This is a genomic window from Pseudovibrio sp. FO-BEG1 (assembly GCF_000236645.1).
GTDB lineage: Bacteria > Pseudomonadota > Alphaproteobacteria > Rhizobiales > Stappiaceae > Pseudovibrio.
Window position 1 is genome coordinate 2,560,106 of the sequence record NC_016642.1, and the last position, 24,426, is coordinate 2,584,531.

The 24,426-nt window shown below is 51.5% G+C and carries 22 protein-coding genes; 12 read left to right on the forward strand and 10 right to left on the reverse strand.

The annotated features are described in order from the left end of the window. Positions 1-77: 77 nt before the first annotated feature. On the reverse strand, positions 78-2,243 hold the full coding sequence (scpA, locus tag PSE_RS11770) for a methylmalonyl-CoA mutase (RefSeq protein WP_014285076.1): 2,166 nt from the start codon (positions 2,241-2,243) through the stop codon (positions 78-80). Next, a complete protein-coding gene (locus PSE_RS11775) occupies positions 2,243-4,237 on the reverse strand; it encodes a methylmalonyl-CoA mutase family protein (RefSeq protein ID WP_148266139.1) in 1,995 nt (664 codons plus the stop codon). The genes scpA and PSE_RS11775 overlap by 1 nt, the downstream gene beginning before the upstream one ends. A gap of 749 nt (positions 4,238-4,986) precedes the next feature. On the opposite strand from PSE_RS11775, the gene PSE_RS27660 reads away from it, so the two are divergent. Further along, positions 4,987-5,688 carry a LuxR C-terminal-related transcriptional regulator gene (locus PSE_RS27660; protein WP_008549561.1) on the forward strand — a complete coding sequence of 234 codons (702 nt, stop codon included), beginning with the start codon at positions 4,987-4,989 and terminating at the stop codon, positions 5,686-5,688. 122 nt (positions 5,689-5,810) lie between these two features. On the opposite strand, the gene PSE_RS11785 is transcribed toward PSE_RS27660, so the two are convergent. After that, positions 5,811-6,200: a hypothetical protein gene (locus tag PSE_RS11785; protein WP_008549768.1), complete on the reverse strand. Its 390-nt coding sequence runs from the start codon at positions 6,198-6,200 to the stop codon at positions 5,811-5,813. 380 nt (positions 6,201-6,580) lie between these two features. Here PSE_RS11785 and PSE_RS11790 point away from each other — a divergent pair, with 380 nt between their 5' ends. Then, the gene (locus PSE_RS11790; RefSeq protein ID WP_014285079.1) at positions 6,581-7,969 is read left to right on the forward strand and encodes a dipeptidase; all 1,389 of its coding nucleotides are present in this window, start codon (positions 6,581-6,583) and stop codon (positions 7,967-7,969) included. A 98-nt stretch (positions 7,970-8,067) separates the two neighbouring features. Further along, positions 8,068-8,649, forward strand: a complete 582-nt coding sequence (locus PSE_RS11795; RefSeq protein ID WP_014285080.1) for a TIGR00730 family Rossman fold protein — start codon at positions 8,068-8,070, stop codon at positions 8,647-8,649. A gap of 33 nt (positions 8,650-8,682) precedes the next feature. Here PSE_RS11795 and PSE_RS11800 read toward each other — a convergent pair whose 3' ends face one another. Together PSE_RS11800 and PSE_RS11805 are read right to left on the reverse strand one after the other, a co-directional pair. After that, positions 8,683-9,546, reverse strand: coding sequence for a DMT family transporter (locus tag PSE_RS11800; RefSeq protein WP_208998158.1), 864 nt, complete (start codon positions 9,544-9,546; stop codon positions 8,683-8,685). A gap of 231 nt (positions 9,547-9,777) precedes the next feature. Then, positions 9,778-10,440, reverse strand: coding sequence for a haloacid dehalogenase type II (locus tag PSE_RS11805; RefSeq protein WP_041768374.1), 663 nt, complete (start codon positions 10,438-10,440; stop codon positions 9,778-9,780). A gap of 566 nt (positions 10,441-11,006) precedes the next feature. On the opposite strand from PSE_RS11805, the gene PSE_RS11815 reads away from it, so the two are divergent. Then, complete coding sequence (locus PSE_RS11815; protein ID WP_041768377.1) at positions 11,007-11,876, forward strand: branched-chain amino acid aminotransferase; 870 nt, start codon at positions 11,007-11,009, stop codon at positions 11,874-11,876. Between the two features lie 48 nt (positions 11,877-11,924). Here PSE_RS11815 and PSE_RS11820 read toward each other — a convergent pair whose 3' ends face one another. Further along, the gene (locus PSE_RS11820; RefSeq protein WP_014285084.1) at positions 11,925-13,139 is read right to left on the reverse strand and encodes a YbfB/YjiJ family MFS transporter; all 1,215 of its coding nucleotides are present in this window, start codon (positions 13,137-13,139) and stop codon (positions 11,925-11,927) included. A gap of 236 nt (positions 13,140-13,375) precedes the next feature. Between PSE_RS11820 and PSE_RS11825 the strand changes: the two genes are divergently transcribed. The 5 genes from PSE_RS11825 to PSE_RS11845 all read left to right on the forward strand — a co-directional run bounded on the left by PSE_RS11825 (position 13,376) and on the right by PSE_RS11845 (position 17,207). Continuing rightward, complete coding sequence (locus PSE_RS11825) at positions 13,376-13,975, forward strand: superoxide dismutase (protein WP_008549597.1); 600 nt, start codon at positions 13,376-13,378, stop codon at positions 13,973-13,975. Positions 13,976-14,116: 141 nt separating this feature from the next. Further along, on the forward strand, positions 14,117-14,725 hold the full coding sequence (locus tag PSE_RS11830) for a TetR/AcrR family transcriptional regulator (RefSeq protein WP_014285085.1): 609 nt from the start codon (positions 14,117-14,119) through the stop codon (positions 14,723-14,725). Continuing rightward, a complete protein-coding gene (locus PSE_RS11835) occupies positions 14,700-15,005 on the forward strand; it encodes a hypothetical protein (protein ID WP_014285086.1) in 306 nt (101 codons plus the stop codon). Before PSE_RS11830 ends, PSE_RS11835 begins: the two co-directional genes overlap by 26 nt. Then, complete coding sequence (locus PSE_RS11840) at positions 14,992-16,152, forward strand: aromatic ring-hydroxylating dioxygenase subunit alpha (protein WP_083841565.1); 1,161 nt, start codon at positions 14,992-14,994, stop codon at positions 16,150-16,152. The genes PSE_RS11835 and PSE_RS11840 overlap by 14 nt, the downstream gene beginning before the upstream one ends. Beyond that, positions 16,149-17,207 carry a ferredoxin--NADP reductase gene (locus PSE_RS11845; protein ID WP_014285088.1) on the forward strand — a complete coding sequence of 353 codons (1,059 nt, stop codon included), beginning with the start codon at positions 16,149-16,151 and terminating at the stop codon, positions 17,205-17,207. The genes PSE_RS11840 and PSE_RS11845 overlap by 4 nt, the downstream gene beginning before the upstream one ends. Before the next feature lies 1 nt (position 17,208). On the opposite strand, the gene PSE_RS11850 is transcribed toward PSE_RS11845, so the two are convergent. The 4 genes from PSE_RS11850 to msrB all read right to left on the reverse strand — a co-directional run bounded on the left by PSE_RS11850 (position 17,209) and on the right by msrB (position 21,026). After that, the gene (locus tag PSE_RS11850) at positions 17,209-17,592 is read right to left on the reverse strand and encodes a hypothetical protein (RefSeq protein WP_014285089.1); all 384 of its coding nucleotides are present in this window, start codon (positions 17,590-17,592) and stop codon (positions 17,209-17,211) included. A 47-nt stretch (positions 17,593-17,639) separates the two neighbouring features. Further along, positions 17,640-18,056, reverse strand: a complete 417-nt coding sequence (locus PSE_RS27450) for a hypothetical protein (RefSeq protein ID WP_208998159.1) — start codon at positions 18,054-18,056, stop codon at positions 17,640-17,642. Positions 18,057-18,227: 171 nt separating this feature from the next. Continuing rightward, complete coding sequence (locus PSE_RS11860; RefSeq protein ID WP_014285091.1) at positions 18,228-20,321, reverse strand: S9 family peptidase; 2,094 nt, start codon at positions 20,319-20,321, stop codon at positions 18,228-18,230. Positions 20,322-20,618: 297 nt separating this feature from the next. Next, the gene (msrB, locus tag PSE_RS11865; RefSeq protein ID WP_014285092.1) at positions 20,619-21,026 is read right to left on the reverse strand and encodes a peptide-methionine (R)-S-oxide reductase MsrB; all 408 of its coding nucleotides are present in this window, start codon (positions 21,024-21,026) and stop codon (positions 20,619-20,621) included. A gap of 258 nt (positions 21,027-21,284) precedes the next feature. Between msrB and PSE_RS11870 the strand changes: the two genes are divergently transcribed. Genes PSE_RS11870 through PSE_RS11880 form a run of 3 tightly spaced genes read left to right on the forward strand, consistent with a single transcriptional unit; the run spans position 21,285 to position 24,426 of the window. Beyond that, the gene (locus tag PSE_RS11870; RefSeq protein ID WP_014285093.1) at positions 21,285-23,633 is read left to right on the forward strand and encodes a putative monovalent cation/H+ antiporter subunit A; all 2,349 of its coding nucleotides are present in this window, start codon (positions 21,285-21,287) and stop codon (positions 23,631-23,633) included. Continuing rightward, a complete protein-coding gene (locus tag PSE_RS11875; protein WP_008549641.1) occupies positions 23,633-24,049 on the forward strand; it encodes a Na+/H+ antiporter subunit B in 417 nt (138 codons plus the stop codon). The genes PSE_RS11870 and PSE_RS11875 overlap by 1 nt, the downstream gene beginning before the upstream one ends. Next, entirely contained in the window at positions 24,049-24,426 is a 378-nt protein-coding gene (locus tag PSE_RS11880; RefSeq protein ID WP_008549842.1) for a Na+/H+ antiporter subunit C, read from the forward strand. Before PSE_RS11875 ends, PSE_RS11880 begins: the two co-directional genes overlap by 1 nt.

Consider the following 24,426-nt stretch of genomic DNA (forward strand, 5'->3'; position numbering starts at 1 on the left):
TAGCGCGGAAATAAAAAAGCGAAGGCGAGAACAAGCATCCCGCCTTCGCTAAACGCAATCATCAACTGCAGAGGTGATTACTCAGCAGCCTGCTGCGGCTCGTAGCCCAGCTTTTCGTTCAGTTCGTGGATCAACCCTTCAGCAGCTTCTGAGATCACGGTCCCCGGAGGGAAGATCGCAGAAGCGCCGGACGCATAAAGCTCATCATAGTCTTGCGGAGGCACAACACCGCCCACAACGATCATGATGTCCTCACGGCCTTCATCTGCCAGCGCCTTCTTAAGCGCAGGCACAAGGGTCAGGTGACCTGCAGCAAGGGAGGAAACGCCAACGATGTGCACATCGTTTTCAACCGCCTGACGAGCAGCTTCCTCAGGCGTCGCAAACAGCGGTCCAATGTCCACGTCAAAGCCAAGGTCAGCGAAGGCTGAGGCGATCACCTTCTGGCCGCGGTCGTGACCATCCTGTCCCATCTTGGCAACAAGAATACGCGGGCGGCGACCATCGTTTTCTTCAAACGTGTCAACCAGTTGCTCAATTTTGGAGATGCTCTCAGACATTTCACCAACCTCGCGCTTATAAACGCCAGCAATGGACTTGATTTCTGCCTTATGGCGACCAAACGCATTTTCCATGGCCAAAGACATTTCGCCAACAGAAGCCTTCACGCGGGCTGCTTTCACGCAAAGGTCCAGCAAGTTGCCTTCACCAGAACGAGCAGCATCTTCAAGAGCTTTCAAAGCTGCTTGTGTCTCGTCTTCATTGCGTTCTTCACGCAGGCGTTTCAGCTTCTTGATCTGCTTGTCGCGAACCTCTTCGTTGTCCACCTTGAGCACTTCAAGCTCATCTTCACGATCAGGACGGAACTTGTTCACGCCTACAACTGTCTGGTGTCTGCTATCGATGCGGGCCTGTGTTTTTGCAGCAGCTTCTTCAATACGAAGCTTCGGAATACCTTTTTCAATGGCCTTCGCCATACCGCCAAGGCTTTCGATTTCTTCGATATGCTTTAGGGCCTTGGCTGCCAGATCCGCAGTCAGGCGCTCAACGTAGTAGGAACCGCCCCATGGATCGATGGTTTTCGTCGTCCCACTTTCCTGCTGCAGGAACAGCTGCGTGTTACGTGCAATGCGCGCAGAAAAGTCAGTCGGCAGCGCCAGCGCTTCATCCAATGCGTTGGTATGCAGAGACTGCGTGTGCCCCTGTGTCGCTGCCATCGCCTCAACAGTGGTGCGGATGACATTGTTGAACACATCCTGCGCAGTCAACGACCAGCCGGAAGTCTGCGAGTGCGTGCGCAGAGACAGACTCTTTGGGTTCTTCGGCTGGAAGTTCTCCTGCATCAGCTTCGCCCAGATCAGGCGAGCAGCCCGCAGCTTGGCAACTTCCATAAAGAAGTTCATGCCAATCGCCCAGAAGAAGGAAAGGCGAGGGGCAAACGCATCAATATCAAGGCCAGCCGCCACACCTGCACGAGCGTACTCAATGCCGTCAGCAATCGTGAATGCCAGCTCCAGATCCGCCGTCGCACCCGCTTCCTGCATGTGGTAGCCGGAAATGGAGATGGAGTTGAACTTCGGCATGTTCTTCGAGGTGTAATCGAAGATATCCGAGATGATCCGCATGGATGGGGCAGGTGGGTAGATATAGGTGTTGCGAACCATGAACTCTTTCAGAATGTCATTCTGAATGGTTCCGGAAAGCTTCTCGGAAGAAACACCTTGCTCTTCTGCTGCCACGATATAGAGCGCCATCACCGGCAGCACTGCGCCGTTCATGGTCATGGATACGCTCATCTTGTCCAGCGGAATGCCGGAGAACAGCGTGCGCATATCATAGATGGAGTCAATGGCAACACCGGCCATGCCCACATCACCGGCAACACGCGGATGATCACTATCATACCCACGGTGGGTTGCCAGATCGAACGCGATGGAAAGACCCTTTTGACCGGCAGCCAGATTGCGGCGGTAGAAAGCATTGGAATCTTCAGCAGTCGAGAAACCAGCGTACTGGCGCACGGTCCATGGCTGCTGAACATACATGGTTGGATACGGCCCGCGCATGAAAGGCGGCAAACCCGGCCAAGTGTCCAGATACGTCAGGCCATCAAGATCCTGCGGACCATACGCTGGCTTCACCGCAATGCCTTCCGGCGTGTCCCAAGTCGCTTGCGTGTCAGTGGAAGCGGTGGCCGCGCTGTCTTTGTAATCAACCTGGGTGTAGTCAGGAAACAAGCTCATCAAATTGCCTCCACTTCATCAGCCAGCGAAACGCCAACCACTTCAAAACATGTCTTCAGTTCAGCAAGCATATCACAGCCTTGGTATATGGTCCCATCAAGGCCATTCTCGGTCAGTTCCGCCATCAGCTCCTTCGGGCGACCCGCCAGTGTCACACGCTTGGCGCCAGCTGCTTTAAGCTCTTTCAAAACAGCAACAGCCTGTTCTTCGTAAACTTTGTCAGAGGAACAGATACACGCAATCTTCGCATCGCTGATGCGGAAACAGGAGATCAGATCATCAAGGCTCTCAAAGTGCTTGCCACCACCGCTGATGAACCCGCCAGCAGCATAAAAGTTGCTGGTGAATGTTGAACGGGCGGTATGTTGAGCCACAGGGCCCAACGTTGCCAAGAACACCTTTGGTGAGTTCCCCTGAGTTTCCTTGAAGGCCTCTGCCTTGTCCCGGAGGCTTTCAAACGGTGTCGCCAGCCGTGTCAGCTTCAGGGCATGGCAATCATTGTCACCCAGCTGCTTACGGCTTGCCTGAATATCGACCAGCCCAGCACCATCACTCAGCGCTTTGGCAACAGCTTCTATCAACTGTCCATCAGGGCTTGGTTCCGGAAGGTCCTTACGGGTCGCGATCTCACCGATCTGATCCATATCTGCCTTCAGAACTTCCACATCTGCCTCGCCAAGGTTCGGGAAGGCGCTTGTGCCCGTCAGAGGGTGGCGTCCAGTGGCGACCAACTTATCCTCTTCCGCACGCGCTGCGGTAACATCAGCATAGATCAAACCAGATTGCAGAGCTTCAAGAACACCGCCTTCTTTCTCAATCTTCTGGAAGTAACCCCAGGCCGCATTGGCCAGCTCTTCTGTGCGCTCTTCAACAAGACCGCTACCGGCAGCTGGGTCACTCACCTGCGCCAGATTGCTTTCTTCCACCAGAATAAGCTGAGTGTTACGGGCAATACGACGCGCAAACGCATTTGGCAGACCAAGAGCGCTGGTGAATGGCAGCACGCTCACACTGTCAGCGCCGCCAATACCGGCTGCAAACGCAGCTACTGTGGTGCGCAGCATGTTCACCCATGGATCACGCTTGCTCATCATACGCCAGCTGGTCTCCATATGAAGGTGCAGCTTTTGGGATGGCATCTGCGCAGCATCCAGCAGTCGGGCCCACAGCTGACGCATTGCACGCGCTTTAACGATGGTACCAAACTGGTCCGCACTCGCACTCAGGCAGGCAGAAACGTGTTTGGGCAGGTCTTCTGCAGGAATGCCGCCCTTTTCCAGTATGCGCATGTAGTAAAGCAGGCTGGAAAGGGTTAGGCCCAGCTCCTGAACGCTATTGGCGCCCGTGTCGTGATAGCAACGGCCATCACCGCGAAGCAGGCTGCCCTGAATACCGTTGTTGCGAGCGTATCCCGCAAGGTCCTGAGCGCGCTGCTCAAGGCGCTCAAAGGAGTTGCGAACCCGACCGGAGCTGACAAATACACTGAGAGGATCAGAGACACCTTGAACAGTCAGTTGGTCAGAAGGAACGCCCAGCTGCTTGCAGGTTTCAACCAGCAAAGCAAGGGTCGCGCTGCCTTCATAGCCACATTCAAGGCGGAAATCGATGAGATCAGGCTTTACACCATCAAGCAGCTTCAGCATGTCATCAATACGCTGAACGCTCAGTCCACCGCCAAGAATACGCGGAGAAGCAGGCAAAACCAGCTCGATGCCATCAGCCCCGCCTTCCAGGTCTTCCAGCATCTGGGTGTTGGCCTCGGAAATGACGGGATGATCACTGCGTTGAATGATCTTCCAAGGGCGAGAGCTCTCCCTCAATTGCAATGGAGCGCTGTCGGTGCGTCCTTGGTATAGCGGCTTGTTCTCAAGGCCACCTGCAATTGGTGTGTTTAGTGCATCCAGAGCGGCGCCTTTAAGGGCACGCAGAGCAGATGCTTCCCAGTCACTTTGTGTTGCTTCTAGGAAATCGCTTGGAAAATCAATGTTTTGCATGTCCATCCCATGTCCTTCTGGTAACTTTATACGAAGGAACCTTTGATGGTTTCAAGCTATGCGTTAGGACGAGATTGGAAAACAACTGCCTCAAACACTGCGTAAATTGCAGAACTACTGATGTGACAAAGGCTGGATAGATTTCGCATTAGCTTAATTTATCCTAAACTTGTCGCAATTGACCCTAGGGCATGTAACGCTGTTACTATTGCCGAGAGCTAAGCAGTAGTTTCGTACTCTTACTATAGATTTTTCGGAATTACTGCCAATTAGCTCCTAGGTAAAACTGTTGGAGTAGTGAGTTTTATGGGGCAACAGTGGGGGCACTATTTACAGGTGCTCTGAATACTTAGAGGTTAGTTGATCTACCTCCGAAAATGAGAATGACGGTATTGCCGAGATTGCTGTAAGAACAAGTGGTCTGAGAGTAATACAAGCATACATGAGATGGTGACATCTTGTCAGCGCGAGGCAACTCTAAGAATTGCCCGCGACGAACAAAGACAGCGTTTAACAGGCGTGCGAACAACTACTCAATACGAGAGAACTGGCCAAGGCCATGCTCCGTAAAGTCGCCCTCCTGCGCTGAGCCGCCATTCAAGACTGAGAGTTTTCGAATTTACCTGCGCAAACAATGGGTTTGCGAAAGTGAGTTGGCATGCCTCCGGTATGTCAGGTGGGCAAGTGCGTCTTCAATCCGGCGACACAAGAGCGAGTGCTGCGCGGATAGAAACGGGAAGGCAGGGCAAATGAACGATACTTCAGATATCGAAGCAAAGGTAAAAGCGATTTCAGAAGCACGGGCAGCGAAACCCGTTCTGGACATTGTGGAGTCCTATCTAAGACGATTGGGTGCATCCCATATCCTCATCACAGGTCTTCCTATGCCAAACCGAACAATTGACAGTTTGGTTCATAGGTTCCGTTGGCCGGATGAGAGAAATGGCGGTGTTGAGCGGACAACCCTGAGCGCTGGTGATAGCGCTCTCATGCTCGGCCTGTCCGGCAACCGTCCGGTTGTCTGGTCAGTTTCCGGCACAGATACCGGTAACTCTGAGCTTTTTGCCGCAATAGGCGAGGGCGCTCGGGTCATGGTGATCCCGGTAGATGCGCTTCATCCATTCCAGGCAATGGTAGTCGGCGCTGGGCATCAGATCGCTGCTGAACCTTACGATCTGGCATCATTGGAAATAGTCTGCTCCGCAGCTTTCCGCCGTCTGTTTGAGCTGGGTGTAATCTCGGATCAAAGACCGGGCGATTTATCAGCCCGTGAGCGTCGTGTTCTAGAACTGACAGCGCTGGGCAAGACAGCCCATGAAATCGCTGAGCTTCTGGAGATTTCTCAAAGAACAGTTCACGCGCACTTACAGAACGCAAGCGCCAAGCTCAACGCATCCAACAAAACCCATACGGTGGTTGAAGCGTTGCGGTACGGTCAGATCAAAATCTGACAAAGCTTATCGTAAGCATAAGAAAAGCAGGCTCATTCCCGATGGGCCTGCTTCTTTGCGTTTTAGGCACTCAACTATCGAGCACCCAAAATCTTGATCCAATAGTAACAGTAACCACCTTGCTAGGTGATTTCAGCAAGCCCCGGCACACGGGCAACGATTTCATCCGTGAACTCCGGTCCGGCCTTTTCGCGAGTATACTCAACAGTCTCTTTAGCGACTTTCTGAATATCCTCAACAGTGAGCCCAAGGCTGGTCATTTCGTTCAAGGCAGCAAGCACACCAACACTGGCATTCATCTTACTGGCCAGACCGCCAAAGAGACCTTTGTTTTCGGTGGCTTCGTCGATGGCCAGAAAACCTTCTGCAGCTGGAAAGGCTTCCAGTAAGGTCTCGACTTCTTCTCTGGTGCTGTTCTTAGCAATGAAGTTCAGCATGATCCCTACAGCAGGTTCTACCTTTTCGGGATCTAACCCGGTTTTTTCGGTAATGCGATCAACAAGTATATGCATCGTGATCTCCAGTCCCCCAATAAATCTAATATAGTGACGATTGGGTCCAATGTTAGGGACAACGGAACAGGCTCGTTAGCATTGGGTGATTTCATAAGTTCGAAATCCGGGCCTAATCCCGTGTGTTTCCAAAAAGATTCTGCGTTGCTTGGCCTCTTGCGTGCCTTTGTTCTTCAAAGTATCGCCCACGCACCTTAAAAGAGTTTAACCGACCTGTTTAAACAGTCTGCCGAATTACAAGTGGTTACCAGGGCAAAGCCATAGCTTTGACTTTGGAAACTATGTTAGAGCTTCTTACAGCCTCATATCTACGCAGTGACCTGCGTACTATCCCATCCTACAGGTGATAAACACGAGCCTGCACTACAAAGGAATGAATCATGTCGAATCTCGACAAAGTCCTTGATCGTATTGATCAAAATTTGGATCAAAGTCTCGATCGGTTGTTTGAACTCCTGCGCATCAAGAGCATTTCTACCGATCTTGAATATAAGGGGGACTGCCGCGAAGCAGCTGAGTGGATGGCGCGTGAGCTGACTGCAATTGGCATTCCTTCTGAGGTCAGAGACACCACAGGCCATCCAATGGTCGTTGGTCACCGCGTAGCAGATGGCAAGCCGGGACCACACGTTTTGTTCTATGGCCACTATGATGTGCAGCCGGTTGATCCGATTGAACTCTGGAACGCTGACCCTTTTGATCCGCAGATCGTGACCCGCGAAGACGGCTCCAAAATGATCGTTGCCCGCGGAGCAAACGATGACAAAGGCCAGTTGATGACCTTTGTGGAAGCTGTCCGTGCCTGGGTTGAAGAAACCGGTGATGTTCCTATCAACATCTCCGTTCTGCTGGAAGGCGAGGAAGAGAGCGGCTCCCCATCTTTGCAGCCATTCTTGGACGCAAACAAGGAAGAGCTGTCCAAAGATCTGGCCCTCGTGTGTGACACCTCCATGTGGGACAAGGACACACCAGCGATCTCCGTTATGCTGCGTGGTCTGGTTGGCGAAGAAATCACTCTTAAAGGCCCAAGCAAAGACCTGCACTCCGGCATGTACGGCGGTGCTGCACGCAACCCGCTTCATGTACTGTCTGATATGATTGCTGGCCTTCGTGATGAAAACGGCAGCATCACACTGCCAGGCTTTTATGATGATGTTCCTGAACTGCCGGAAGATGTCAAAGAGATGTGGCAGAACCTCGGCTTCTCAACCGAAGAGTTCCTCGGCGGTATCGGTCTGAAGGATCTGGGCGGCGAAAAAGATCGCTCCGGTCTGGAGCAGATCTGGGCGCGTCCAACTTGCGAAGTAAACGGCCTTTGGGGCGGTTACACTGGCGCTGGCTTCAAAACAGTTATTCCTGCTGAAGCACACGCAAAAGTGTCTTTCCGTCTTGTTGGTGATCAGGATCCTGAGAAAATCAGAGAAGCATTCCGTTCTTATCTGAAGTCCAAAACACCAGCAGACTTTGAGCTGGAACTGCACCCACACGGCGGCGATCGTGCTCTGCGCATGGATTTTGATGCACCTGCTCTGGCAAAAGGCCGTGCGGCTCTGTCAGCTGAATGGGATAAACCAGCAGCACTGGTTGGCTGTGGTGGTTCCATTCCAATCGTGGGCAGCTTCAAACGCACTTTGGATATGGACAGCCTGCTCATCGGCTTTGGTCTGGACGAAGATCAGATCCACTCACCAAATGAGAAGTATGAGCTGAAGAGCTTCCACAAAGGCATCCGTTCCTGGGCGCGCGTTCTGGAAGAGCTGGCCAAGTAATCTGCTTTTGACCATTTTCAGCTCCGGACATCCTCTGTTCGGGGCTGATACCTCATAATTGAATATGTGTTTTGGGCTCGGCCGACTGGAGAATTGAAATGGCATCTATCTGCGTATTTTGCGGATCATCAATCGGGAAACGCCCGGAATATGAAGCAGCAGCGCGCCTGCTGGGTACCGAAATTGCTAAGCGTGGCAACCGTTTGGTCTATGGTGGTGCGGAAGTTGGCTTGATGGGCGTTGTTGCAAACGCAGCGCTGGAGGCGGGCGGAGAAGTAGTTGGTGTTCTGCCCGAAGCATTGGCTGCTAAAGAACTGGCGCACAGATCCCTAACAGACCTTCACATCGTCGGCTCCATGCATGAACGCAAGGCCATGATGGCAGACCTGTCAGACGCATTCGTCGCGCTGCCTGGTGGCATTGGTACCATGGAAGAACTCTTTGAGGTCTGGACATGGGGGCAGCTGGGTTATCACAACAAACCGTGCGGTCTATACAACGCAAACGGTTTTTATGGACGCATGCTGGCATTCCTAGACTTCATGGAGGAAGAAGCTTTCATGAAGAAAGCCCACCGCGATATGTTGTTGGTTGGCGACAATCCAACGCAACTTCTTGATCAGATTGAAAACTATCAGGCTCCGGTTAGTCACAAGTGGATCACCCGCGCTGAGACCTAAAAGCACAGTGATTGCAGGGCTGATCTTCGAGCGTTAGTCCTGCAAATATCTTGGCAAGCGTGAAGGTTCGTTGGTCAGATAAAGAGCACCCAACAAGAATGCAAAGCCGACGGCTTGCCCTATGCCCAGTGGCTCTGAAAACAGCAAGTAGCCAGTCAAAATGGCAAGGCCGAACTCGATAAAGCCAGTGGTGTAGGCTGTCTTGCGTCCAGAACGATCTGAGCTTCCATAAGCAAGCAAAAGCTGCGGCAACAAACCCGCAATCAACGCCAATCCCAAAATCGGCAATGTACTCGGAGCAGTGCTCACGCTCCGCCAAAGCTTCAATTCCACCAGCGCGAATGGAACAGCCGTCACAACAGCCCCGGCAAAGATGCAGGCGGCGATGGAAAGGGACGGCAGATAGCTTGGGGTTTTGCGGCTAACCAGTTGCAGGCCGCCATAACACAGCGGCCCAACCAGTCCGATTGCCACTGCAACAAAGTCTACGTCAGGCAAAGGTGTCGAAGCGATGATGATCAGCAGTGCACCAAACACCAATCCGAGTGTCAGCTTGTCACTGCCACGCAGTTTTGCCCCTCCAATAGCCCGCAAGATCACGAGCAGAGCAGGGTAGGAGAAGAATAGACTTGCTGCGAGATAAATCGGCAGAACACTCAGAGCATAAAAGTAACTCCATGCTCCCAGTCCCATGATCATCCCAAAAAGCACATACTGCCGGCTGCTTGGGCCGGATTTGAGCGCTTGAGGCAGATATGGAGCCAGCAATACTGCAGGGAGAATATAACGCAGAAGAACAGCAGCACCGGGAGAAATGCCAGCAGAAAAGCCGATCTTGGCAAAGTAGGGAATGCTGCCAAAGCAAACCGCGCCCAGACCCAAAGCAATCAGGCTCACAACTCTGTGGCCAGTGCCTCCACTTTTAAATCCATGAAACATGAAGTGTAAGTAACGTCGACTGCTTCTGCTTTTTCAAAACTGCTGGCCTTAAAGCCGCCACAAATATGAAACCTGAGGCAGCTAAGAGCAAGTTTATTTGCCAGACCAACAGTGTTTGAGTTCAGATGGCCACAGAAAACCGCATGGCATGCTTGATTATGCTAGCTGGAAGTCAGTTGCACTCAAGGTTTACCCCAGAGCAGGCAACCCGCTCAGATCTTTCAGAACTGCTGATGGAGAAAGGTCAGCATACTCATCAGGCATCTGTGAGCGATTGATCCAGACTGTACGCATGCCATACTTGGTGGCACCGGCAATATCCCAGCGGTTGCTGGACTGGAAGGAGATCGCTTCCGGATATAAACGGAAATGTGTTGTCACCAGATCATAGACGTCAGGGTGTGGCTTGTAGGTCTGTACTGGATCAACGGAGAAAACCTCGTCAAAACAATCCGTAATGCCTGCATTCTTAAGCGCACCGTCCATCATCTTCATAGGTGCGTTGGAAAGGATCGCCAGCTTGGAACCGCGCTCACGCAGATCCTTCAGCAACTGTGGAACTTCCGGATAGCAATCCAACTCCCAGTAAGCAGCCAGAAGCTCGTCGCGAGCACCTTTGTTGGCTTCAGGAACCAGCGCAAATGCAGTGTCCAGTGCCTGAACAGTCAACTCCCAGAAATCAACGTATTGCCCCATCAAAGAGCGGACCCAGGAATACTCCAGTTGCTTCTCACGCCAGATGGATGAGAGTTTTTTGCCTTCAGGACCCACGGCACCCATATGCTTTCTGGCGGCGGCATGCACGTCAAAAAGGGTTCCATAGGCATCAAAAACATAAACTGAGTGGCTCATCTCTGCTCTCCGGCTCCACACCAAGCGTCAAGATTGGCAAATTCCAATACCCCTAAGAAAGCGATGTGATAAGGTTTCGTCAAGGCATGGGAAATACGTGTTCCCTATGCTTTGGGTGCATAAATTTAACAATTGTCTCCTGAAAACAACATTTCACTCTCAAAACCCATGTTCACGCACAAAACAATTCCAGAATCTTTAGCCAGCTCTGCAGAAGGTTGCGGCAATCTCAAAAGTCCTTGAAACGTTAATGCGTTAAAACTGTGCAAAAGAACAATGAAGAGGCCTCACGCCCGCAAAATACAAGCTTGTCCCGGCTCGCAATGTAATTGCGTATTCTTGCCTGATATCTGGTTACAACGACATTTAGTTGCGTTTCAAGCTTAATTTTGCCGCCCACGATAACTCTTAGGACTTCCGTATTGGGCATGATGTCTGCACTCAGGTGCTTTGTCTTCTTTGTCGAGAGTATGGTTGACCCCATTTGAATTCTCAGGTCGACTGACAAAAGATAATAGGGCGGGGCCTGTTTGGCTCATAAGCCGACTTTTGAGGAGAGATTTATTATGGCCGAAATGTCGAAGACTCGTACATGGGTTGAAGGCAAATGGTACGAGGGAAATCCGCCACTGATCGGTCCTCGTACGCATTCTTTTTGGTTGGGCTCAAATGTATTTGATGGAGCCCGCGGTTTTGAAGGCGTCATGCCTGACCTTGATTTGCACTGCGCCCGCTTGAACCGTTCTGCTGTAAACCTCGGCATGAAGCCAACCATGCGCTTTGAAGAGATGGTTGAGCTCGCCACAGAGGGCATGAAGAAGTTTGAAGCGGATGAAGCTGTTTACATTCGTCCGATGTACTGGGCTGAAAATGATGGTCCGGGCATCATTGATGGCGATCCAGAGTCTACCCGTTTTTGCATGTGCCTGTTCGAAGCGCCGATGCCACCAAAAGGTGCGTCCAACAGTCTGACATTATCTCCATTCCGTCGGCCAACAATGGAGTCCATGCCAGTCAATGCAAAAGCAGGTTGTCTCTATCCAAACAATGCTCGTGCATCACGCGAAGCAAAGTCTCGCGGTTTTGATAATGCGATCATGCTGGATGCCCTCGGCAATGTTGCTGAACTGACCTCTGCGAACATTTTCATGGTCAAAGATGGTGAAGTGCTCACTCCTTACTGGAATGGCACCTTCCTGAATGGCATTACTCGTCAGCGTATCATCAAGCTGCTCAGCAGTGCGGGCTACAATGTCCATGAAACCACGCTGACCTATAAAGACTTCTATGAGGCGGACGAGATCTTCTCGACCGGTAACTACGGTAAAGTGGTTCCAGTCCATAAACTGGATGATCGCACTATGGATCACGGTCCGGTAGCTGCCAAAGCGAGAGAGCTTTACTGGGAGTTCGCACACGTCAAAGTGCCTGCTTAAACCAGAGCCCAAGAGCACTTTTTGAAGGGAGGCAATCGCCTCCCTTTTTTATGCGGGTGTAAAGCGCTTGATGGTCAGCAGCGTTGCGAGGATAAGAGCACCAGCTGCAACGAGAGAGGCGAGCATGAAATCGCCGTTGAGCTCGTAAAGGTAGCCTGCGAAACTTGGTCCGAACATTTGCCCAAGACCAAAAGCAGCTGTCATCAAGCCAACAATCTGGCGTGGGTTAGAGCTGGCAATCCGGCGTGCCTCGACCAATCCAATGGATGTAATCCCGACAAAGGTTCCCCCCAGCAGAATTGCAGCAGCAGAAAGACCTGCGATCGTAGGCATCAACACACTGAGTGCTACACCAACAGCTTCCAGCGTACACGCTACCGCAATCGCTCTGCCATAGCCGATGCGCACACCCAGCTTTTCCCAAAAGAAGACGGATGGGATCACTGCCAGACCAACCAGCAGCCAACCAAGTGACTTCATGGGAGCAAGCTCTGGCGTCAGGCTGGCCAATGCCCCAAGGAACGTTGCCGTGATGACATAACCGAAACCGAAACAGCCATATGCAAAGATCAGCCGCCAAGCGCTCAAGTTTAACGGTTTGGTTTTTCTTTTAGTTTGAACGGACTGCATCGAAGCTTGTGGTGGCACCTCTTTGCGAGGCGGCAGCAGAAAGGGAATGCAGAGCGAAAGAACCAGACTTAAAACCCCACTGGCAATCCAAAGCTGAGAGGATGTCTCTAAGTTCGTTCCAAGCCACTCAATCATGAGCGAAGAGCCTGCAATGCCAATCCCGACGCCGGTGAAATGGATCGGGAAGAGATGCAGACTGTGTTTCTCAGCAAGACGCTGCATAACAATATTCGCGACCAGAACAAACGCATAGGCACTTGCCAGACCCGCCAGAAAGCGGATCACAACAAACCAGTACACACCAAGGCTGAACGCCATAAGGAACGTGACAACAGTGCTGGTGATCAACGCCACCATGAAGATCCGGTAGGGACCACCGGGCAGGGGAGCGCGTGCGGCCATCAAAGCGCCAAGCAAGTAACCGAGATAATTGGAGGACGCTACGAACCCCGCATTCACCTCGTTCAAAGTGCCGTCCTGCAACATAAACGGGAGCACTGGCGTATAGACAAATCTTCCGATGCCCATGACGGCCGCCATGGCAAGGCAGCCGCCCACCGCTGAAAGGAACGCAAACTGGTCTTTTTCAGGACTGGTGGATGCTTTCATGAGTTTTTCGGAGGTATCTGTCACAAATTGATTCCTTATAACCCGCAGAAAACAGCCGTTTATAAGGCGAAAAAGCTCCTGCAATTCTCAACTTAGAAGTTCTACTTACAAAAAAACAAGAAAAATATTTGCAAATTATGCTCTTCCCCCGTTGCTCATACGCAAAAACATCACTATTTTGCACCATGAGTTGCAGCGCTGGTTGGTTGTAAAACTGAAAAGCACTGCGCCTAAAGTTTCCTTTCCCATGGAGGTATACCATGTCTTTTGCTCTTGAAGACCTGCCATACGCATACGACGCTCTGGCCCCTTACATGTCTGCTGAAACTCTCGAGTTCCACCACGACAAACACCATATGGCTTATGTAACCAACGGCAACAAGTTGCTCGAAGGTTCAGGTCTTGAAGGCAAAAGCCTCGAAGAGATCGTTAAAGAAAGCTACGGCACCAACGCTGGTCTGTTCAATAACGCTGGTCAGCACCTCAACCACCTTCACTTCTGGAAGTGGATGAAGCCAAATGGTGGCGGTTCTTCTCTCCCAGGCGTTCTGGCAAAGAAAGTTGACGAAGATCTCGGTGGTTTCGACAAGTTCCGCGCTGACTTCATCAACGCTGGTGTAACCCAGTTCGGTTCCGGTTGGGCATGGCTTGCAGTTAAAGACGGCAAGCTCGTAGTGATGAAAACCCCTAACGGCGAAAACCCAATCGTACACGGCGCAACCCCAATCCTTGGCTGCGACGTATGGGAACATTCTTACTACATTGATTACCGTAACGCGCGTCCTAAGTACCTGGAAGCGTTCGTTGATAACCTGATCAATTGGGAATACGTGGAAGAGCTGTACTCTGCAGCTGTTTAATCCCAAAGACAGATTATAATTAAGGCGGCCTCGTGCCGCCTTTTTTGTTTCGACTGCTTCGATTTTTTAAATTGTCACTATTGACAGTTTATTGATCGTTGCCTATCTCTATTCACGTCCGTTGAGTGAAAGCACATACCCATGCCGCGTCCGAGTGTTCAATCCGCCAGACTTAATGAGATCGTACAAGCAGCAGCAAAATGCGTTGCTCAATATGGTTTGGAAGGCGTGACGTTGGAACGCATTGCTGAAGAAACAGGACTGAAACGACCGCTTATCCGCCACCATGCGGGTAATCGGGAAGAGATAATAAACGCTGTTGTAACCCATGTTCTTGCAGGCTTTGCCGAAGTGACAACCATGTTCGCCAAAGCATTGCCTGAAAAACGTGGCTCTTACGCCGCTGTTGATCATCTGTTTGATGATCATGGCTATTCTGATCCAGCTGAGATGATGGTGTTCCAATCCATCGTGGCAGCTGCAGACAGGTTTCCGGCGGAATCAGAGGCTCTCCTGAAATGGGTGGGCGACTTTACAGCAGTTATAGTCGAGGCAATTAAACGAGACTTTCCTGAAGTAGAAACTGAAGCCGCCGAAACCGTTGCCCATGGCATCGTGGCGATCTACTTCAACGTTGATTCCTTGGCCCCATTAAAGCCGCCACATGAGTGGAGGCGATATGCAAAAAATGCAGCATTGCTGCTTCTGAGGTCCTTGGAAACGAATGCAAGCACTCAAAGAGCTACTTAGAACGATAATCAGCTACAGCAAGTGGCGAACCATTTTCGCTCTGATCCTGATTGCCGCCTCACTTTACTATGGCTGGCAATGGGTCTGGGGTGCGCTTTTCCTTCTCTGGACGTTTAGAGCGTGGCGGACCAATTCCGTCTATGTCGTCGAGACCCTCGCACGTGATGACCATCCGTTCCTGTTCTGGATCATCATCATCCTGTGGGCGACGCTATCGCTCTACCTCATCTTCGCAGATCTAATAATGATGCTAGGAGGCGTTCCCCATGTCTACTCATAGCAACGGTATGCCAGTCCTCCCGAAGGAGGCATACACCTCACAGGAGTGGTTTGATCGTGAGCAAGCACTGATCTTCTCTAAAACCTGGGCACTTGCTGGGTTTCAGGAAGATATCACAGAGCCGGGTCAATACATTTCAACTCAGGCAGGCCTGAACAACATCTTCATCGTGATGGGCAGAGACCACCGCCTGCGCGCGTTTCACAACATCTGCCGCCACAGGGGCACGCAGCTTCTGCGAGCAGAAGGAAAAGCGCAAAAGGCGATAACTTGTCCTTACCACGACTGGACTTATGACCTCGAAGGCAACCTGATCTCAGTGCCGGAGCAGGAAAAAGAGTTCCCCGGAATTGATCTGTCGTGCAACGGCCTGAAGAAAGCTTCGGTCGATATCTGGCGCGGCATGCTCTGGGTCCATCCAGATGAAAATGCACCGTCCATCGTCAACTGGTTTGGTGACGTGGAGCCATACCTTGCGCCTTATGATCCTGCAAGTCTGATTGAGACGGAGGAGGGATACTCAAAACACGAGATTAAGGCCAACTGGAAGATCATCGTCGAGAACTACATCGACGGCTATCATCTGGCTCACCTCCATTCTCACACCCTCAATATGTACGATCATTCTAAGATCGAGTGTGAGTTCATCGGTCCGCACTTTGCCTTCTGGGAGCCACTGGCTGACTTCTATGCAGCTGAGGTGGAAAAGGTAACCCCGATGCCCCTTATCCCGGGCATCCCGAAAGACAGGTTGGGTGCTTGGGTGCCAATGCTGTTTCCCGGCATTGGGCTGGGCGAATCTGAGAACTCTTGGTCTACCTTCCACATCACACCAGTAGCCCCAGACAGATCCATCGTCGAGATCCGCACGCGTTTCGCAAATGAGTCAACTTGGGCCTTCACGAAGGCGGCCATGGCCTCTGCATCGTTCTGGGATAAACATCTGGGAGCCAAATACAATGGTGACCCGAAGGTGGACCCGATGTCCTCCGGGGACTTCATGTTGGAAGATATCTATGCTTGCGAACAACAGCAAAAGTCATTGCAAAGCCCATACTTTGAGCATGGCCCGTCCTCTAAGCACGGCGAGAAGCCAGTGAGAGACCATCAGTCCGTGGTCGCCAAGTGGATGGAGAGCGATCAATGAGAAATGTTGTCTATCCGCTAAGGGTTTCTGAGATTATCTCAGAAACCAAACAGGCGAAAACCATCAGGTTTGACGTGCCGACTGAGCTGAGAGATGAGTTTCATTGGCAACCCGGTCAGCACATCACCATTGAGCTGGAAGCAAACGGTGAGAAGCTACGCCGCCCTTTCACGATCTCAGCAGCACAAGGCAATGGCAGGGCACTGCAAATTACAGTGAAGCCAAATCCGGATGGTATCGTCTCCAAGCACCTATGCTCTGCAGTAAAGGCTGGTCAGCAGCTCAATGTGATGCCACCGTTTGGAGGCTTTACGCTTGAGCCGCGTTCAGACCATCAGCGCACGCTCTACTTCTTTGCTGGTGGCAGTGGGATCACGCCTGTGATGGCAATGATTGAAGCTGCATTGGAAGACGAGCCCCGTTCAAAACTATACTTGCTCTACGCAAACCGCTCCGCTGACGACATCATCTTTAAAGAGCATCTGGAGAAGTTGACTGAGCGCTATCCATCTCAGCTTGAAGTCAGGCATATTCTCTCAAAACCGTCCATGTGGTCCATGTTCTCGCCCTGGAAATCAGGCCGGATCTCAAAGGATGTTATTCTGGAGTACCTTTCTGAATGCCGCCCGATTGCTCAAGACGCACAGTATTTCATTTGCGGTCCGGGCTCGATGAACAACGACGTCCGTGGTGCTCTACAGAACTGTGATGTCCCGGCTGATCGCATCCACGCAGAAAGCTTTGGTGGTGAAACGGGAGCTCAAACAGAGGTTGTGAGTGTTCCGGCACTGCTCAAGCTCGATTATTATGGAGAGGCTATTGAGCTGGAAGTCGCGGAAGGCCAGTCCATAATGAACGCAGTTCGCGCTGCAGGTTTGGAACCACCATACTCCTGCCAGTCCGGCATCTGTGGCGCATGTAAGGCACAGATCAAGAGCGGGTCCGTGCACATGCAGGCCAGAATGGCATTGGAAGACGCTGAGGTCGCCAAAGGTGCAATCCTGACCTGTCAGTCATATGCGACAACGCCAGAGTTATCTGTCAGTTTCAGATAGGTCAGGAACCGAAGAGCTTATCAAAGAAGCTTTTCTCGTAGCCCATTTGGCAACGAGAGGTGATGATCTGATCCAGAACCCCGTTCATCAGATAGAGGAAAGCTTCGCACTCGTTTTGAGTTGTGAAGCAAGCCTCTGTCGAAACGTTGTAAGGCTGGTTGTCACTCAAAACACGCCCACCTACATTTGCCTGCCAAACATTGGCAGCGCCATGCTCAGCAGTGGCGATCGAGCAGTCATATTGCGTGCCCTTTACGCGCGGCATGATCGGTCCAGTGCGAGGAATAAGCTGGCGTTCCAGATAGTTGGTGCTGGGTGGTTGGCTGCAGCTTACAAGAAAGAGAGACGCTGCAGCAAAGCAGGCGAGGGGGGCAATCGTCTTCATGTACTCAACGCTTTCGGGCCTTAACGGCCTCTTCTGTCAATGTTGTTTTAAAACCAGCTGAAAAGTCCTTTGTAATAGCCATGCTGGCAACTGGCACTGCGCGTGAGCTCCAAATAGCCACGCATAAAATTCAGATAAGCCTGACACTTCTCCATCGTCCTGAAGCACGCCACGCTGGAAATGTTCCGGCTCGGATCGCTGAAGTATCCTGTCACAAACGCCTGATAAACATTTTCAGCCCCATCCTCCTTCACCCGTATCCGACAGTCATACTGCGACCCATAAATCCGCGGCGCCGACCGCAGATCATTCGGGATCAAATGATTGAAAGGATACAGCTTGTTGTTGACCTGAGCGGATGTTTGCGCAGGTAGGAAGGCGAATAAGAGTAGAACGACAAGAACGGCACGCACAGGATGTTCCAGACTTTTATTGTTGTTTATGTCTTTAACATTGAGCGCCAAGAGGAGCTTTCACTCCCCATTAGACCTGCAAATTCTAGCTCTTTCTTGGTTCCGGCATTCCTAACAGAGCTTTTCGAACTGAGAACAAGGTTAAGGTAAACTTGCAGCGTTATTAAATAGAAAAAAGACGCCTCGCAGTGAGGCACCTTTTTGCTGAAAAACATGCTGTTCTTAAGCTTTGCCGGTCTGTTTCAGGGCAAAGGCATAAACCAGTGCGACCTCCTTCAGACGATCAAACCGACCGGAAGCACCGCCGTGGCCAGCGTCCATGTTGGTGCGCAGCATGGTGAGGCTGTCGTTGGTCTTCTTTTCGCGCAAAGTCGCGACCCACTTGGCTGGCTCCCAATAAGTCACGCGTGGGTCAGTCAAACCGCCAAGCGCGAAGATGGCTGGATAGTCTTTGGCGTCCACGTTGTCGATCGGTGAGTAGGACGCGATATAGCCATAAGCACTCTTATCGCGAATTGGGTCACCCCATTCCGGCCACTCAATCGGGGTCAATGGCAGAGTATCGTCCAGCATGGTTGTGAGCACATCCACGAACGGCACTTCAGCGATCATCGCAGCAAAAGCTTCTGGCGCCATGTTCGCACAGGCGCCCATCAGCATACCACCAGCAGACCCACCATGAGCAACGATTCGATCATGTGATGTGAAGCCTTCACTGGCAAGGAACTTGGCGGAGGCAATGAAATCATAGAAGGTGTTCTTCTTGAACTCACGGCGACCATTCTTGTACCAGGCATAACCCTTGTCTTTGCCACCACGGATGTGAGCGATAGCATACACAAAGCCGCGATCTACCAGAGACAACGCATTGGTTGAGAAGCTGGCCGGAATGGAAATGCCGTAGGAGCCATACCCGTAAAGCAGGCAAGGCGCGCTGCCATCCAGAACTGTAGATCGCTTATAAAGCAGGGACACCGGAACTAACGTTCCATCGTGGGACGGAGCCATCAGGCGGCGGGTGATGTACTCAGAAGCATCATGGCCGGAAGGCACTTCCTGACGTTTGCGCAGAATGCGATCACGTGTTGCAAGGTCATAATCATAAACCTCGCTTGGTGTGGTCATAGAAGAGTAGGTAAAGCGAATGGTGCTGGTGTCGTACTCAAAACCGCTTGCCATACCAAGGCTGTAAGCTTCCTCATCAAACTCGATCACATGAGAAATGCCATCGATGAAGCGATGTACCACAATACGCGGCAAGCCATCAACACGCTCCAGCCAGACCATGTAGTCTTTGTATACGTCATGAGACAGGATCAGACGGCCCGGCTTATGGGCGATCAGATCTACCCAATGTGATTTGCCCGGCATTGCGAGTTGCGCCACAAGAGGCACACTCACGATTTTGAAATCTTCCGCCTCACCAGCGTTGGTGAGGATCAACAGGCGATCACCATTGTCTTCAACGGAGTACTCAACACCGGTCTCACGCTCAGCCACCAGGGTAGGTTTTGCCAATGGATCATCAGCAGGGATCAGCCAGACCTCGGTAGTCTCATGGTCACCTGACCCAATGCAAATGAAGCGGCCAGACTGTGTTCGGCCAAGCCCAACGAAGAAGCTTGTATCCTTCTCTTCATAAACCAGCGCATCTTCGGAGCGTGGTGTACCAAGCTTGTGGCGGAAGAGCTTCGATGGGCGGTGGTTTGCATCTACCTCAACATAAAACAGATACTGGCCGTCTTTGGACCAGACACCACCAGCGCCGGTATCTGGAATGGTGTCTTCCAGATCTTCGCCAGTTGCGGTATCGCGGATCTTGAGGGTGTAGTATTCAGAGCCTTTATCGTCATAAGCCCAGGCTAGGTATTTGTGGTCGTCGCTGTGAGACGCGCCGCCAAACTTGAAGTAAGCTTTTCCTTCTGCCTCAAGGTCTCCGTCTACCAGCACGATAGGGTCGCTGCCATCGCGCTTGCTGCGGACGAACTTGGGATGCTGCCCGCCTTCAACAAACTTTGTGGCATAGGCGTACTCGCCATCAGGGGAAGGAACAGAGCTGTCGTCTTCCTTGATGCGTCCCTTCATTTCTGCAAACAGAGCTTTTTGCAGCTCTTCAGTATCTGCCATTTCGCTTGTTGTGTAAGCGTTCTCGGCTTCCAGATACGCGCGGATCTCTGGATCAAGTACCTCAGGATCGCGCATAACCTCTTGCCAGTTGTCAGCGCGCAGCCAGGCATAAGGCTCGTTGCGGGTAAAACCGTGATGGCTGGTTTCGTGAGTGCGCATCTGAGCGCGTGGTGGAACTAGTTTATTCATTATACCTGACTGAGTTTTCGCAAATGATTTTGAGATCTAAGCTCTGTTGGCTCTGCATTTTAAGTGAGAACTGACATAAAGCCAGTTCCCGATTAAAACTTATCCATCAGAAGATATGTGCCGTATCGAAGGTATAAATTTGAAGGCGAAGCTTTTTACACTGATTATTTTTATGCTCATATGTCTATCGATGTGGAGCTGATAATATTGTTTCAGTGTAAATTCAGTTGTTCTTCCACAGCTTCAAAACGTCGCTCTTTCGCTCCGCGACAACACCTATCTTAGATTTTATCAAAACTACTCGTCAGGTGTGAATGTCATCGAAGTACCATTCATGCAGTAGCGAAGTCCTGTTGGTGGCGGACCATCTGGGAAAACGTGTCCGAGATGTCCTCCACAACTTGCGCAGCAGATCTCCGTACGCACCATGCCCAGGGTCGTGTCTTTATGCTCGGTTACAACGTCAGGAGCGACTGCTTCAAAGAAGCTTGGCCAGCCGCAACCTGCATCAAATTTCGTGTCTGATTTGAATAACTTAGACCCACATGCGGAGCAGCTGTAAGTGCCGGTTTCAAAGGTGTTCCAATAAGGACCGGTAAACGCGCGTTCAGTTCCTTTCTCGCGTAAGATTCGAAACTGCTCTGGGGTCAGTTTTTCCCGCCATTCCGCCTCGGTCATGTCCTTAGGTGATTTTTTGTTAAACATGATAGAAATCCTTATTCAACGGGCTCAATGGTAGGGCCATGTTAAGTTTACCAAGACATAAACAAACAGCAGATGTCTAAAAGGCAAGTTACAAATAGGTGAGGTTAGAGTTTATTGAAACCTGACAAAACTAGAATGTGATGAACTTGCCCCGCATGGGTGGGCAGATTATGTCTTTGGAGTGGTCGGGGGAGCGTGTTTGGCAAATTCGACTCGGTCTTATAGGTTCAACCACGAAAATAATTCACGGAGTGCTACATGCCTTTATTCGGTGTCGAGGCAACGTTCTGGGCGTTATTAGGCCCGTTTGTTGCCGCTGCGCTTAGTCCCATTCTGGCAAAGACTCTGAAACACAATGCATCATGGCTTCTGGCTATTATCCCTGCATTGGCTTTCTTACAGTTTCTCTCATTCGTGCCGGGTCTTGCTGAAGGGCAAACCTACAAGGCAAGCTTGGAATGGGTTCCCACCTTTAACGTAAACTTCTCGATTTATCTGGATGGCCTGTCAGTCGTTTTCGCGCTTCTGATTTCAGGTATCGGCACATTCATTACGTTATACGCCGGTGGTTACCTGAAAGGGCATGAAAATCTTGGGCAGTTCCTGTCCTACTTGTTCCTGTTTATGGGTGCTATGCTTGGTGTTGTCGTGGCCGATAACGTCATCACGCTGTTCGTCTATTGGGAGCTGACGTCTATCACGTCGTTCCTGCTGATCGGTTTTGACCATCTGCGCCGTGCTTCGCGTCGTTCTGCTGTACAGGCGCTTGTTGTGACTGGCGGCGGTGGTCTTGCCCTGATGGCAGGTCTTATTCTTGCAGGCTATCAAGGCGGCAGCTTCGAGATGAGCGAACTGCTCAACTCAGGTGATGTGCTGCGCGAGAGCCCATATTACACCGCGATCTTTATTCTGGTCGTACTCGGTGCCTTCACGAAATCCGCTCAGTTCCCATTCCATTTCTGGCTTCCTAACGCAATGGAAGCGCCAACGCCTGTTTCCGCGTACTTGCACTCCGCGACCATGGTGAAAGCTGGCGTTTACCTGCTGATGCGCATGCATCCGGTTCTGGGAGGAACCGAACTTTGGATGACAGTTTTGCCAGTCTTTGGCGGTATCACATTGCTGGTTGGTACCATCCTCGGTATTCGCCAGACAGACCTCAAGCTTGTGTTGGCCTACACCACCGTTGCGTCTCTTGGTCTTCTGGTGATGCTGACTGGCACGTCTGATCAGATCGCAATTCAGGGTGCGGTTCTCTATCTGTTTGCGCACTCTCTCTTCAAAGGTTCGCTCTTCATGGTCGTTGGTACGGTGGACCATGAATCTGGCACGCGAGACCTGCACAGAGTAGGGGGACTGTTCTCTGCGATGCCGATCACAGGTACTGCTGCAGTTCTATCGGCCCTTTCTATGGCTGGTCTGCCCCCACTCATCGGCTTTGTTGCCAAGGAAGTCCTTTACGACGGCACCTGGTACACCACCAATGGCGGGTTATGGACAGCCTTCGCTGTGCTGGGTAACGCCATGATGTTTGCATTGGCCGCCACCGTTGCTATCAAACCGTTCTTCGGCGCTAAGTTGAAAACCCCCAAAGCTGCTCATGAAGGGACAGTTCTGCTGATTGCCGGTTCAATCACTCTGGCTGTTCTGGGCTTGGTGGCGGGTGCCTTTGTGGCTTCTGTGGGGCATCAGCTCTTATCGCCGATGACCTCAGCAATCCTTGGCCAACCGTTTGACAAGGAACTGCATCTGTTCCCAACCTACCTATCTCCAGCATTGTACTTGTCTGTGGCGACCATCGGCTTGGGTATTATCATCTTCATGTACATGGATCGTCTCCGTATCATCGTTGCTGATGTTCTGCGCACAATCGGATGGGGACCAGACAAAGGCTTCGATCAAGTTCTGGAAGCAATCATCCGCTTCGCAACGACACTGACACAAATGGTACAGACCGGGAGCATGGTCACCTACATGCGAGCCACGTTCACTGTGATCGCGTTGATGCTGTTTGTGCCAATGATCTTCACAGGCAACTGGCCAAAACTAGAAGGTTTAGGAAGTCTCCACGTTTATGAGTGGTTCATCGCAGCCATAGCCGTTATTGGTGTCTACGCAGTGTTGACCGCACGCTATCGGGTAACCGCGATCGTCCTGCTTGGTATTCAGGGGTTTGCAGTTGCGTTGATCTATCTGCTGTTTGGCGCGCCAGATCTATCTTTCACCCAGTTCATGGTTGAAACGCTCTCGGTGGTCATCCTCGCACTGGTCATGACACGACTGAATCTTAAGCCTACGGATGCCCGTTCGTCCCGCGGCAAGGCCTTTGACATCAGCATTGCTGTGTTGTGCGGTGCTGGCATCAGCATGCTTCTCATGTCTATTGTTCAGCTGCCATTTGATCCGACACTCTCTGAGTTCTTCACCCAGTACAGCCGCACGATTGCGCATGGCCGCAACATCGTGAACGTCATTCTCGTTGATTTCCGTGGTTTTGATACCATTGGTGAAATCTCCGTTGTGATGGTAACTGGCCTTGCAGTGCTTGCACTTATCAGAGTTCGTCCTAAATCAAATGGAAACTCGAATTCGGAGAAAAATCGCTAATGAATACGCTCATATTCAGAACGGTCGCTCCGTACCTTTCAGCACTGATGCTGTTGTTCTCCGTCTTTGTGCTGCTGCGGGGCCATAACGAGCCTGGCGGTGGTTTCATCGGTGGCCTCATCGCAGTTTCCGCATTCGCCATTTACGGTATCGCTTGTGGCGTGTCGGCTGTGCGTCGCGCTATGAAGTTCCATCCAATGTCCATTGCGGCATCCGGCCTGTTTCTGGCAGTCCTGTCTGTGTTGCCGAGCATCTTCTTCGGTCAGCCAGCCATGACCAGCCAATGGTTGGCACTACCATTCCTGGGCACGGTGATCGATCTGTCGACGCCGCTGTTCTTTGATATTGGCGTGTATCTGGTTGTTGTAGGAGCGATCTCCTCTATCGCTCTTTCTCTGGAAGAAAGGGCAGACTAATGGAAACGCTTTTTGCTGTACTTGTAGGCGTACTCTTCGCAGGTTCAATCTATCTGCTGCTCTCTCGCAAGCTGGTCAGAATCCTGCTGGGCATCGCTATTCTCGGTAATGCAGTGAACCTGTTGATTTTCACCGCAGGTCGACTGACACGAGATGTGCCGCCAATCATCCCGGTCCATAGCTATCTCCCCGTAGAAGCAACGGCGAACCCATTGCCTCAGGCATTGGTGCTCACTGCGATTGTGATTTCCTTCTCTTTCCTCGCGTTTTTTCTGGTCCTCGGGTATCGGGCCTATCAAGAGTTGGGAACAGATGATCTGCTGGAAATGCGCGTCGCGGAACCAAAAGAACACAATGAACCGCCGCTGGGGTACTAA